At 59.1% G+C, this 11,475-nt stretch carries 12 protein-coding genes and 3 pseudogenes; 9 read left to right on the top strand and 6 right to left on the bottom strand.

Features of this window, described 5'->3' with window-relative positions:
• Positions 1-91 precede the first annotated feature (91 nt).
• Both ABNX08_RS41405 and ABNX08_RS41400 read right to left on the bottom strand, forming a co-directional pair.
• Entirely contained in the window at positions 92-790 is a 699-nt protein-coding gene (locus ABNX08_RS41405) for an alpha/beta hydrolase (RefSeq protein WP_349607540.1), read from the bottom strand.
• A gap of 233 nt (positions 791-1,023) precedes the next feature.
• Positions 1,024-1,182 (bottom strand): annotated as a pseudogene (locus ABNX08_RS41400) (epimerase); the annotation flags it as partial.
• Between the two features lie 98 nt (positions 1,183-1,280).
• Between ABNX08_RS41400 and ABNX08_RS41395 the strand changes: the two are divergent.
• The gene (locus tag ABNX08_RS41395; RefSeq protein ID WP_374063765.1) at positions 1,281-2,297 is read left to right on the top strand and encodes an IS110 family transposase; all 1,017 of its coding nucleotides are present in this window, start codon (positions 1,281-1,283) and stop codon (positions 2,295-2,297) included.
• 174 nt (positions 2,298-2,471) lie between these two features.
• Positions 2,472-2,732, top strand: coding sequence for a hypothetical protein (locus tag ABNX08_RS41390; protein ID WP_374063764.1), 261 nt, complete (start codon positions 2,472-2,474; stop codon positions 2,730-2,732).
• A 54-nt stretch (positions 2,733-2,786) separates the two neighbouring features.
• Here the strand turns inward: ABNX08_RS41390 and ABNX08_RS41385 are convergent.
• A pseudogene (locus ABNX08_RS41385) lies at positions 2,787-3,384 on the bottom strand (transposase).
• 555 nt (positions 3,385-3,939) lie between these two features.
• Here ABNX08_RS41385 and ABNX08_RS41380 point away from each other — a divergent pair.
• The 7 genes and pseudogenes from ABNX08_RS41380 to ABNX08_RS41350 form a co-directional block, all read left to right on the top strand.
• Complete coding sequence (locus tag ABNX08_RS41380; protein ID WP_349605727.1) at positions 3,940-4,332, top strand: aldehyde dehydrogenase family protein; 393 nt, start codon at positions 3,940-3,942, stop codon at positions 4,330-4,332.
• 46 nt (positions 4,333-4,378) lie between these two features.
• The gene (locus ABNX08_RS41375) at positions 4,379-4,717 is read left to right on the top strand and encodes an aldehyde dehydrogenase family protein (protein WP_374063763.1); all 339 of its coding nucleotides are present in this window, start codon (positions 4,379-4,381) and stop codon (positions 4,715-4,717) included.
• A gap of 250 nt (positions 4,718-4,967) precedes the next feature.
• The gene (locus tag ABNX08_RS41370) at positions 4,968-5,498 is read left to right on the top strand and encodes a cupin domain-containing protein (protein WP_349605731.1); all 531 of its coding nucleotides are present in this window, start codon (positions 4,968-4,970) and stop codon (positions 5,496-5,498) included.
• A gap of 106 nt (positions 5,499-5,604) precedes the next feature.
• A complete protein-coding gene (locus ABNX08_RS41365; RefSeq protein WP_349605732.1) occupies positions 5,605-5,805 on the top strand; it encodes a hypothetical protein in 201 nt (66 codons plus the stop codon).
• A gap of 426 nt (positions 5,806-6,231) precedes the next feature.
• Positions 6,232-7,242 (top strand): IS5 family transposase, encoded by a 1,011-nt coding sequence (locus ABNX08_RS41360; protein ID WP_349605742.1) that lies wholly within the window; start codon positions 6,232-6,234, stop codon positions 7,240-7,242.
• Between the two features lie 208 nt (positions 7,243-7,450).
• Positions 7,451-7,720: a hypothetical protein gene (locus tag ABNX08_RS41355; RefSeq protein ID WP_349605733.1), complete on the top strand. Its 270-nt coding sequence runs from the start codon at positions 7,451-7,453 to the stop codon at positions 7,718-7,720.
• 83 nt (positions 7,721-7,803) lie between these two features.
• A pseudogene (locus ABNX08_RS41350) lies at positions 7,804-7,980 on the top strand (ISNCY family transposase); the annotation flags it as partial.
• Here ABNX08_RS41350 and ABNX08_RS41345 read toward each other — a convergent pair.
• From ABNX08_RS41345 to ABNX08_RS41335, 3 genes are all read right to left on the bottom strand, one after another.
• Complete coding sequence (locus tag ABNX08_RS41345; RefSeq protein ID WP_367576163.1) at positions 7,946-8,197, bottom strand: Rieske 2Fe-2S domain-containing protein; 252 nt, start codon at positions 8,195-8,197, stop codon at positions 7,946-7,948. The pseudogene ABNX08_RS41350 and the gene ABNX08_RS41345 sit on opposite strands and share 35 nt — an antisense overlap.
• A 409-nt stretch (positions 8,198-8,606) precedes the next feature.
• Positions 8,607-9,116 (bottom strand): acetone carboxylase subunit gamma, encoded by a 510-nt coding sequence (locus tag ABNX08_RS41340; protein ID WP_349605735.1) that lies wholly within the window; start codon positions 9,114-9,116, stop codon positions 8,607-8,609.
• 23 nt (positions 9,117-9,139) lie between these two features.
• Complete coding sequence (locus ABNX08_RS41335) at positions 9,140-11,464, bottom strand: hydantoinase B/oxoprolinase family protein (RefSeq protein ID WP_349605736.1); 2,325 nt, start codon at positions 11,462-11,464, stop codon at positions 9,140-9,142.
• Between the last annotated feature and the right edge of the window lie 11 nt (positions 11,465-11,475).

Genomic DNA, 11,475 nt, shown 5'->3' with positions numbered 1-11,475 from the left:
GTAAGCCTTGATTGTACGGGAAACCTCTTCTCTGTAGCGACTGAAGGGGCGGCAAGCGCCCCCATACCGGCACAAGGGGAGGCGGCAGAAGCTACGCCTTGATGGCCTCGGTTGCAGCCTCGTCGATCAAGGCCGCGACTTCTGCTGCTTTCGACGCAAGCGAAGCATGGCTTGCCGCCAGGGTCATGACTTTCCTGGCATTGAGCCGGGCCGCCATCCTCTGCTGGTTTTCCGGGGCGATCATTCTGTCTTCGCTGGAGACCTGGTACCAGGACGGCTTCTTCTTCCACGCTGGCGCAGTGATGGTATCGCCAAAGGTGCTGGCAAGCGGCGCCTTCTGCGTCACCGCCATCACCAGCGCTTCGTCGGGCGACAGATCCTGGCAGAAGCTCTCATGGAACTTGTCGGGGTTGAGCCACAGGTAGCCATCGCTGTCGGGCACCAGGTTCGGCGCCGCGACAGGAAGATGCTGCTGCGTGATGCCGCCGGGACTCTCCCCCGCGTCGGGAGCAAAAGCCGCAATATACACAAGCCCGACCACATTCGGCTGGTCACCCGCCTGGGTAATCACGGCGCCGCCGTACGAATGCCCCACCAGCAGGACAGGGCCTGTCTGCTGGGCAATCATCTTGCGGGTACGCTCGGCATCGTCAGCCAGCGAGGTCAACGGAAGCTCGACGGCGCGAAGGGACGTATAGCCCTCGCGCGCCAACTCAATGATGACGTTCCGCCAATGCGCGGCACCGCCCCAGAATCCGTGCACCAACACAATCGTCGGCTTATCGCTCATGACCTGGACTCCTGTTTGTGGATGAATACGGCTCGCCAAACATGGCGACACACCGTAGGTCTTCGGCGGAGCGGCCCGTGCTTAAACCGATGCCACGAAGGCTCGGCCTGATTCCCCATACGACTATAGGAACAATGATGCAGCCGGGCGAGCCACAATCGTGGGCTTTGGCATATGTGGGATACGGCGCCTTTGGCGCCGACAGAAACCACGGGGGCGCTCAGGATGGCGTTTCAGGCAGCAGCGATGGTCGGGGATTGGGTTGTGCGCACCGCGGCCAGGGTCTGGCGGTTGCCCTCGACATAGGATGTTTTGCGGATCGGCCCGACCAGCCGCTGCAGCGCCGAGTCGTCCATGATCAGCGGATCCGTCATCAGGTAGTTCAATTCGACGGCTTTGATAATCATATAGCCGGCCTCCCCTCCGTTCGGGTCGAACGGCTGGCGTAGAGTCGAGATGCGAACACCGACGTGACGCACAGGAGGCCGGCATGAACAAGTTTAGTGGAATCGACCTGCACTCGAACAACAGTGTGGTTGTGGTCAGCGATGAAGCTGACCGGGTTATCTACCAGCGGCGGTTACCAAACGATCCGGTCCAGATCCGGACGGCCCTGGCGCCGCATCGTGACGAGCTGGTGGGGGTGGTAATCGAAGCCACGTTTAATTGGTACTGGCTGGTTGATGACCTGATGAAAGATGGCTACCAGGTGCATCTGGCGAACCCCGCAGCGATCAAGCAGTACGAGGGGCTGAAATATAGTGGGGACTTCGCGGATGCAGCCCATCTCGCACAACTGCTGCGTCTGGGGCTATTGCCAGAAGGCTACATTTATCCAGCAGAAGAACGTCCGGTGCGCGATCTCTCGCGCAAGCGCATGCAACTGGTGCAGTGTCGTACGGCCCAGATCCTCGCGATCGAGAACCTGTTCTCACGCCACACTGGTGGGCAGATGCGGGGTGAACAGGTCAAGCATCTGGATAAGACACAGGTCAGCGAATTCGGCTTTGCACCGGACGTAGCGCTCGCGATGAAGGCCAATCTGGCGGTGATGCAAACCTTGCAGGAGCAGATCGGAATCCTCGAGAAGCGTCTCATGGAGCGGGTGAAACTGCAACCCGACTACGTGTTGCTGAACTCGGTGCCTGGCATTGGTCCGGTTCTCGCAACCACGATCATGCTGGAAACCGGAACCATCTCGCGTTTCACCGAGGTTGGTGATTTCAGTTCGTACTGCCGCTGTGTGGACAGCCGGCGCGAAAGCAACAGCAGGAAGAAAGGCGAAGGCAACACAAAGAACGGCAACAAGTATCTGGCGTGGGCATTTGTCGAGGCGGCCAACTTCGCCATGCGTTCGTGCCCGGAAGCTAGACGCTTTTACGAGCGCAAGAAACGCGCACGTAACGGGATTGTCGCGATCAAGGCGCTGGCGCACAAGCTGGCGCGCGCCTGCTATCACATGCTTCGGGAGCACAAGCCATTTGACGTAACCCGCTGCTTTGGCTAAAAGGCGGTGCAAGGGGAACGAGCCCGGTAACGTGACTGGTGAAAAGCCATGGTTTTGATTGGGTCCTCCCTTTGCCCCGCCTCCTGTTTGCAGATAGCCGGGTCGCCTAGACAATGAGCCACGCTTGACTGGCGTTGCGCAGGCAACAGCCACGGTTTTGAAACCCATTGGACCTTGTCTGGCACCAACGTTTCTCTGGGGCGGCACCGCCGCCAGGGTGATCGACAATTCATCGCCGATCGCTTGATCCCGATGGGTGTCTGGTGCGATCCGGTTCGCAACCAGCCGCGAGAAAACGGATGCGATACCGCCCCTGCAGGCAGCCGCGACAGGATAACGGAAGGAATTTCGCCAGATTGCCATGAGGATGAAAATAACCATCATCATGGCAATCTGGCGATGGGGAGGATTTGCACCTTGACTTCGGCCGGCTAATGGGTGTCATGTTGAGGGAATCGGATGCAACGGGCACACGGTCAGCCCTTCCGCTCAGAAGACGCCAGACGGATTTTGGGTAGCGCCGGTAAAAAAGACGCCACGCATCGAATCGTGCGGCGAGCTGTTTGCGATAAAGTGACGCGTGTAGCAGATGCCGCTTGACGGCAAAGTGCTGGGATCGGGCCGAAGCTCTAGAGGAAAGCCTGAGTTGGTCAGCCAGCCGGAAACCGCGCATGCGCCGTTCGCGTTCGCGTGTGGGCTGGTGGTCGGTTCTCAGCACGGTTATTCACGCGAGCGCTGGCTTTGATGAACAGGTCTGGCCTCGGAACAAGCTGCCGTCACACGCTTGAAGAACCGTTTCGCAGCGGGCCTTATCCCGCGCTTCTGCAGCAAGATGTCGGGTTCGGCGCCACGGCATGCCACAGCAGGTAGGGTTCGCCGCGCAGCGTCACGAACACCTCGTCGAGATGCCAAGTTGAGCCCGGCTTGCGGCGTGCGAATCTGACGTGATGCGCGAAGCCCGCGTCGATTTTGTCACACTATCGCCGGATCGTTTCGCGGCTGACGACAACGCCGCGCTCGAACAGCAATTCCTCGATATCGCGCGACTCAGTTGAAAGCGAAAGTACCAGCGCACCGCTTGGCTGATGACCGCAGCCGAGAATCGATGGCCGTGATAGTGCGACTTTTTCTTTTGCGTCGCTGGATCTTACGCTTTGCACTGGCCAACGTGACAATGCGCCGCCTCGCGTCACAGCAAATCCTTCGGGCCAGCATCGCCAAACCGTCACCGGCCAACGAACAGAATTAACCCTGACATCCTCGCCGTAAATCAGGGCGCCTGACGAAATCGACCTCCATCTATTGCACGCTATCCTCCTCCGCTGCGCGGCCGAGCGCGTCAAAACCGCGCAGCAGGTTCATGTTGAAGTTATTCATCTCGTTCATGAACATCATTCCCGTAATCTGATTGCGGAATGAGAAGCCCGGAACGAGAATTCCGTCACCGCCGTCACGGAGCTCGCACGATCGACGGCACTACGCAGCGCCAACACGACATGCCGTGCATAGCAGGAGACCCATGCATCCGCCCCGCATCAACATTGCGTCGGTACAACATTTCATCAATCTGCCAGCGTGCAGGTGACAAGCAACGCGCAGGTACTGGCCAGCCCCGTCGATTGATCGGCACCCCAAGGTAGGGATGATCTCGTTCACGGGATCGACTGCCGTCGGTCGCTCGATAGGCCAGATCTGCGGACAGATGCTGAAGAAGGTTGCCCTGGAGCTCGGAGGCCACAATGCGATTATCGTGCTGGACGATGCGGATGTCGACGCAGCCACGTCGGGCGGAGCGTGGGGATCATTCCATCAGGGTCAGATTTGTATGCAGACAGGCCGTCATCTGGTGCATCGTTCCGTGGCGAACCAGTATGTGTCGAGGCTCGCGGAGCGCGCGCGAAAACTGGTCGTTGGCAACCCGCGTAGCAATCCGGTGCATCTCGGCCCGTTGATCAACCAGAAGCAGCTTGACCGGATCGACAGCATCGTCAAGCAGAGCGCTGCGGGTGCCAGGCTGGTGGGGGGGAAACTATGAGAAGCTGTTCTACGAACCGACGGTACTCACGGATGTTACGCCCGATATGCCGGCATTCACGGAAGAGATCTTCGGACCGGCTGCAACAATCACCGTCTTCGAGGACGCTGACGAAGCGGTAGCCTTGGTAGATGCCTCCGAATACGGGCTTGCTGCAGCGGTATATACGGCCTCCCTTTCGCGCGGCCTCGCCTTTTCGTCCGGTATCCGCGCAGGCATGGTTCATATCAATGACCAAACGGTGAACAACGAGTTTCATGTTCCATTTGGTGGTATGGGCGCATCCGGAAACGGAGGAAGGTTTGGCAGACCAGCCAACTTCCATGAGTTCACGCAGACTCAATGGGTGAGTGCGCTGGACAAACCGATTTACTATCCATTCTGAGGAGCGCAAGGTGCTGTCGCCATAGGAGCACATCAACCGGCTGGGGGACTATCTGCTGGATCTTCAATGTCCCGTTTCACCGCTCTGATCCGACCATCGATTCTGCATTCAAATCAGCCTCTCAGGTCGAGATGTGGCGGATTTTTAACGAATCCCGGCCATCCCTCGTTCTGGATTTAGACACACCATTTGTCCGTTCTTCCCTGCGCTAATCTACCCCAACTACAGATGTTGAAACGGAGTACCTAAATTGAATCAGTCATCGCCCCATCGGCCCTCGGTACGTGTGTACAAAAAAATCGCCAACCCCGTGCTGGACGTTTTCGGTCCGACCGTTCAGTTCCTCACGGCGCCCGCCGAGACGGACGAAACACACTGCGTGATGCAATGTGTCATTCCGCCTGGAGGTGTGGTGCCTTTGCACAGTCACGCGGGCATTGAATGCTTCCTGATGTTGTCCGGAGAACAAGAGGTCCTGGTCGAGACGAACAGGACCTACAGTTGGACCCTGTGTTCGCCTGGCGATTTCATCCAGGTACCAAGCGAAGCGAAACACGCCTTTCGAAATCTATCGGATAAACCGTCGGTCAGCCTCGCCACCACGACGGCCGTGCTCGGCCGCTTTTTTGAAGAGATAGGCCGCCCAGTCTCCGCGAACGATGAGCCGATGCCTCCCACTCCAGAAGCCATCCAGCACTTTGTGGCAACAGCCATTCGTTCCGGCTACTGGCTGGCGACACCAGAGGAGAACGCTGCGATCGGACTAGCAGTTCGTGGCTGAACCAGGTCGAACGCTTCTTTGGTGCGCCCAGCGTGGGCGCACTAGTGCGTTCTTACCCGTGGCCGGCAAGGCTAGGGGCTGCGGGCGAAGGGCCAAACGAGAGGAAGTGTTCGAAGCCATGCCGATACCGAAGGCATTGCGTCAGAAGCCTGCGCGAGCGGGGCGGGAGGGGGTAGCTGAAGCCGGCCCCGCCTGCGACGAAGCCGGTGGTCCGCGACAGGGATCGGAGGACACGGGGTCGGCGCTGCTGGCAGCGGCGCTGACGCGAAAGAACATGAAGCAGGCGTTCAGGCGGCTCAACGTATGAGAAACAAGCTAGATCACAATACCCAGAACGGCGCAGCGGTTTACTCACCGCTGGTCCTGAAAATATACGATTGGTGGGTACTTGGGTTTTCTAACCGATATGCATGGCAGTGTCCAACTCGTTCTGTTCTTCTTCCGTTTTTCCAGAAACACCTCAGTGCGAACCACCTCGATATTGGTGTGGGCACTGGCTATTATCTGGCACATAGTTCATTCCCTGAGAACCAAAAGATTGCTTTGCTTGACTTGAACCGAAACAGTCTTGAATCTGCATGCTCCCCGATTACACATTTACAGCCGTTGTTGATACAGGAAGACATCCTCAAACCTAGTGGTGCACTAGGGAAATGCTGATCAATTCACCCACAGGTCATCTGACGGAAAGCATGGCGCGTTGAAGGTGAAGGCGTTGAAAACAAAGACAAGGATGAAACAAACGAGCTTTGCCGATGTTGAGTTCGCGAAGAAGAAGCGCGTGACACGGCGCGAGAAGTTTCTCGGTGAGATGGATCGGATCGTGCCGTGGGCACGGTGGACCGCGTTGATTGAGCCGCTGTATCCGACGAGCGGCCGTGTTGGGCGGCAGCCGATTGGCGTGGAGAGGATGTTGCGGATGTACTGTCTGCAACAGTGGTTCAGTCTCAGTGACGAAGCCGTGGAAGACGCCCTCTACGACAGCCAGGCGTTGCGTCAATTCGTGGGTGTGGATCTGTCGCAAGAGTCGGCGCCGGATGCGACTACGCTGCTCAAGTTTCGCCGGTTGCTCGAGAAGCACGAGTTGACTGCCGCGATGTTCGATGAGGTCAAGGCCGTGCTCAGTGAGCGGGGGCTGCTGATGCGAGAGGGCACGATGGTCGATGCCACGCTGATCGCGGCACCGAGTTCGACCAAGAATAAGGACAAGTCGCGCGATCCGGAAATGCACCAGACGAAGAAGGGAAACGAGTGGCATTTTGGGATGAAGGCGCACGTCGGCGCCGACGCCGACTCGGGACTGGTGCACAGCTTACACACGACGGCGGCTAACGAAAGCGATATCGCTCACACCCATCACCTGCTGCATGGCGAGGAAAGCCAAGTGCATCTTGATGCGGGTTACACAGGTGTGGAGCGCAGGGATGAGATCAAACAAGCCCAAGGGCAAGGGACGATCCGCGCTGACATAAGCTGGCACGTAGCGGCAAAGCGCAGCAAGGTTGAAAAGATGCCGGCAGGTCGGTGGAAGGACCTGACGAAGGCAGTGGAGCGCAAGAAGGCCCAGATTCGGGCGCGGGTGGAACATCCCTTTCACGTGGTGAAGAACTTGTTTGGTCACAAGAAGACCCGCTACAAGGGCTTGGCCAAGAACACCGCACAGATGTTCAGCCTGTTCGGTCTCGCAAATCTGGTGATCGCCAAAAAGCCGTTGCTGGCGTTTCAGGGGAGCAATCCGTCTTGAACAAGCAAATCGAGCCCGAAAGGGCACGAGATGAGGGGCATGCGGCGCGAAATGAGGCTCAGATCTCTCTCTTCTTCCGCATGGTGAAAATCAGGCACCAAACATCCGTCGACCTCCAGCGCCGCTGCTATTGATCAGCAATTCCCTAGGGCACCAAAGGTTCGATTCCATATCACTTTTCTATTTGCTACATTGCTTGCCAGGCAATATGGTAGAAAAAGCAACAGCGGCTTTTGAGTTATTGCAACGGCATTTGACTGCGGATGGCACACTGTATGGTGCGACCATTCTTGGCGATCAATTTGCCCACAACTGGCTGGGGCGTCGGCTGATGAAGCTGTATAACAAAAGGGGAATCTTTGGAAACCGGGACGATACGCTGTCTGGTCTCGAATCTGCCTTGGCCCGATATTTCGCCAAGGTTAGCGTGCGGCAACATGGCAAAGTTGCCTTGTTTACCGCAAAACTATCGGCTTAAGTCGGTTGGCTGTTCCATTGCTCCCCGAACCCCGACAAGGCCGACATCTCCGGGTCAACGCGCGTGCCAACATGGAATGCCGCGGCTACACGCAGTTCGTGCGGGCGCTTTTCGAACTTAGCATCGACATCCTGTGTGCCAACACGAGCCAGGCCAAGGGTCGTGTCGAGCAAATGAACGGCATGCTGCAGGACCGGCTGGTGAAGGAATTGAGGCTGCGCGGCATCAGCTCCATGGCGGCGGCCAACGCCTATACCCCGGCTGAGTCTTCTGGCCACCCGTGACGGCTTTATCCGCATACTCCGGGCCATTGTCCACTTTCCCGCGATGGGGGCACACATTATAGAAGGCTCGGATCTTTCCATCTTCGCCGCGCACCACGACAAAGCTCTCCTTGCCGAGATCATATTTGAACCAGTCGCCAGCATTCGGGATATCGGAAGCGATGCCCGCGAGCGTCCAGACCTTGGTCCACATCTTCTCGCGGGAGCGTTAAAAACCTTGGGGTTCGTCTTCAGCCATCCGTCCTAACCGGTCGAGGAACTCGACCACTTCAGCGGGCATTTCCTCTCCTGGGTGTTGCATTCGCCCCAATCGGTGATGGTCTCCACGCGAATTATGACTTTCATCTCGGACCCCGGCAGGCGAATAGCGGCTCATTGCTAGGCGCCCATCCCCGATACCCCAAGGTACTTAACGCTCCCTCGGCAAACTGCTCGAAGGTACATAGCGGCTCGGTGCCGAGAGGACGCGGCCATGAAGCCGTAAAGCATCATCGCTCCCGCCCAGGCAAGCGCTGACGTGGCGCTTGCCTGGCTCTTGCCGATAGTTCCTGTCGCTTGGGCTCGGGGAACAGACGGTGTCTGCCCCGCTCTTCACCCTCCGATCAGTCCGGAGCGCGCTCCGGGACCGGTAGCTGCACCCATTCCTTATAGAAGGCCTCGATGTCTGGCTCGAAGTCGTGGATCACCGGATACCACGGCGTGGGCGCCTCGACGTCGTGCATGGTGCCGCACGCCGGGCAGTAGTACTCGCGATATACCTGCCACTGGGTGTCAGGGGCCATGAGCCTGGGATAGACCTCGGTCATCGCTTCCTCAGTGTCACGCACGTAGATCGACGCATGCAGTTTCCAGTTCTCCCGGTAGTCGCAGAACTCGTGGCCGCAATCGCACTTGACCACCCACTTCCTGGTGCCGGCCGATTGCACAATATGCATGTGCGGGCCGAGTGGAAGCACGATACGGTCCGGGAAGCTCACCTTGGCCTGCAGGGCAGCCAGGTACTGCTCGAACCGGCTGTCATCCTTGGGCATCGAGAGCATGCGGAAGGTGGTTTCCCAGTCCAGGGAGCCTCCGACGAGGTGGGCAACCTGTTCATTGGTGTAGGCAGACATTGTTCAGCTCCTTGATTCGGTGATTACTCTTCGACCTGCACGACGGTGGTGACGTCGGGCAGCAGGGAGAGGTCCATCCGGTGCTTGGCGCCGTAGGACGGCACGCCCAGTTCTTCCTCCAGCAACTGCCAGTCCGCGGGGAGGTTCCAGAATGCCTTGAACTCGCGCGTGAACTTCTCCGACAGGGCGAAGCTGGTGGCAAACATGTGTTGCACCTGGACGGACGCGTGCTTATTGAGGATGCGTTCGCGCTCTTCCTTCATCCATTCGCGGGTTGGCAGTGACCGGGCCAGGCGTTCCTTGCGGATCTCGGCACGGCGGGCCTGGGTTTTGCCCGCATCCACCGTAAACACGCCCTTGGTGTCCTGGGTGAAGACGGCGCCATAGACCTTGCGCGCATATTCCGGCAGCAGGAATTTCTGATTGAGGTCCGCCTCGACGGCCTTCGGATCGCGGTCGATCGGGTCACCAAAGCCTGGGCCCCCGCGCAGGTAATTGAGGTACAGGTCGTGGTTGGCGTAGCAGTCCTCCGTGGTGATGCACTGCTTGTCACGCTTGACCACGGCGGTGGCATCGATGTGGCGCTCATAGTCCGGGTTGCCCGGATCGATGTCGCCGCCCAGGGGCAAGGAATCGCCGATGGCTATGCGCTTGTCCAGCCCCGTCTTGTGCGCCTCAAAGCGGTAGCCAGTGGCTGAGGGATAGCCGCCCATCATGCCCCAATCGCTGTTCATGAACCCGTTGCCCATGAAGAACATGGTCCAGTCCTGGGCGTTCCACACCATGCGCAGCGTCTCGAACCCGCAACCGCCACGGTACTTGCCATAGCCGCCGGAGTTGGCCTTGACGTTCCGGCCGAGGTAGAGCAGTGGCTCGGCCATCTCCCAGATCTCGATGTCACCCATGTCCCCTTCCGGGTTCCAGATGGCTGCGGCGTGGTTGAGGCCATCCTTGACGGCGCAGGCACCCGTACCGCAGGAGCTGGCCTCGAAGCTGTTGACCGCGTGGATCTCGCCATCCTGATTGATGCCGCCGCCTTGCAGCCAGTTGGAGGTGTTGGCGTTACCGGCGTTGACCTCTTCCAGATATCCGCGGCTGAAGTAGGACTGTGAGAGACCGCGCCACAGGGCCGCCCAGCCGGACACCAGGAAGTGCCAGGCGTAGGCGTGGCCGGTGCGGCGGTCATCCGGATTGCACCAGGTGCCCTTGGGCAGGCGGAATTCGGTGGCGAAGTAGGCACCGTCGTTGATGCGCTGAGTGGGCACCAGGGTCTGGCACATCATCACCCAGATTCCGGAAGTGAATGCCACCTGGTGGGCGTTGAATGTGTGCCAGCCCCAGCGGCTCGCGCCCTCGAAGTCGAGGCGCCACTTTCCGTCCGGCTTGATGGTCATCTCTACCGGCGAGTGCATGATGGAGTCGAGCTTGGCGAAGGCGTTGGAAACCTGCACGTCCTCGTGCTTGTATGGCACGTCGACAAAGGAGACCTTGCGGTATTTGCCAGGCAGGGTCATGGCCTTGATACGGCTCTGCAGTCCGCGGCGGCCTTCTTCGATGACCTCGTAGGTAAATTTCTCGTAGGCCTCGATGCCGTCGGCACGAATCACTTCCTCGACCAGGTCGCGAATCATGTGGCAGCCGGCGATGCGGGTCTTTTCGTCGAGGATCCAGTACTTGGGCGTGCGCACTGAGCGCTGGGACTCGTGCAGCCAGTCGCGCAGCGGCTCGTCATTCACGCCGGTCTTGCGGCAGGTGATCATGTAGCCGTCGCCGAAGCGCTGGGTCTGGCCGGTTGACATTGAGCCCGGAGTCACCGAGCCGGTGTCGATCACGTGGGTGACGCCGCCGACCCAGCCGATCAGCTGGCGTTCCCAAAAGATCGGCACGATGGTGGCGATGTCGCAGGGGTGGACATTGCCGATGGCACAGTCATTGGTCGTGAACATGTCGCCGGGGTTGATGCCGGGGTTGGCTTCCCAGTTGTTCTCGATCATGTACTTGATCGCCGCGCCCATGGTGCCGACGTGGATGATGATCCCGGTCGAGGTCAGGACGCAGTCGCCTGCGGCGTTGTAGAGCGTGAAGCAGAGTTCGCCTTCCTGCTCGACGATGGGGCTGGCGGCGATCTTCTTGGCGGTCTCGCGGGCGTGCACCAGGCCGCCGCGCAGCTTGGAGAATAGCTTCTCGTAGCCGATCGGGTCGCTGTCCCGGAATTCCAGCTTCTCGAGGCCGTTGTAGTGGCCGGTGGCCTTGGTGCGCTCGATGATGCCGTCGCGGTGCTGCTTGAGCGTCTGGCCGTTCTGCAGCAGGTCGGCGAAGCCGATTTCTTTATTGCTCATCATGTTCATGGCGGGTCTCC

The sequence above is a fragment of the Cupriavidus sp. DF5525 genome (assembly GCF_040149425.2).
In the GTDB taxonomy this organism is placed as follows: Bacteria; Pseudomonadota; Gammaproteobacteria; order Burkholderiales; family Burkholderiaceae; genus Cupriavidus; species Cupriavidus pickettii_A.
The sequence above is the reverse complement of the archived record's forward strand: the minus strand, read 5'-3'. Positions and strand labels throughout refer to the sequence as shown.

Coding starts and splice junctions, on each gene's coding strand:
- ABNX08_RS41405 (WP_349607540.1), bottom strand. CDS start 790: ATGAGCGATAAGCCGACGATTGTGTTGGTGCACGGATTCTGGGGCGGT.
- ABNX08_RS41395 (WP_374063765.1), top strand. CDS start 1,281: ATGAACAAGTTTAGTGGAATCGACCTGCACTCGAACAACAGTGTGGTT.
- ABNX08_RS41380 (WP_349605727.1), top strand. CDS start 3,940: ATGATCTCGTTCACGGGATCGACTGCCGTCGGTCGCTCGATAGGCCAG.
- ABNX08_RS41375 (WP_374063763.1), top strand. CDS start 4,379: ATGCCGGCATTCACGGAAGAGATCTTCGGACCGGCTGCAACAATCACC.
- ABNX08_RS41360 (WP_349605742.1), top strand. CDS start 6,232: ATGAAACAAACGAGCTTTGCCGATGTTGAGTTCGCGAAGAAGAAGCGC.
- ABNX08_RS41355 (WP_349605733.1), top strand. CDS start 7,451: ATGGTAGAAAAAGCAACAGCGGCTTTTGAGTTATTGCAACGGCATTTG.
- ABNX08_RS41345 (WP_367576163.1), bottom strand. CDS start 8,197: ATGTGGACCAAGGTCTGGACGCTCGCGGGCATCGCTTCCGATATCCCG.
- ABNX08_RS41340 (WP_349605735.1), bottom strand. CDS start 9,116: ATGTCTGCCTACACCAATGAACAGGTTGCCCACCTCGTCGGAGGCTCC.
- ABNX08_RS41335 (WP_349605736.1), bottom strand. CDS start 11,464: ATGAACATGATGAGCAATAAAGAAATCGGCTTCGCCGACCTGCTGCAG.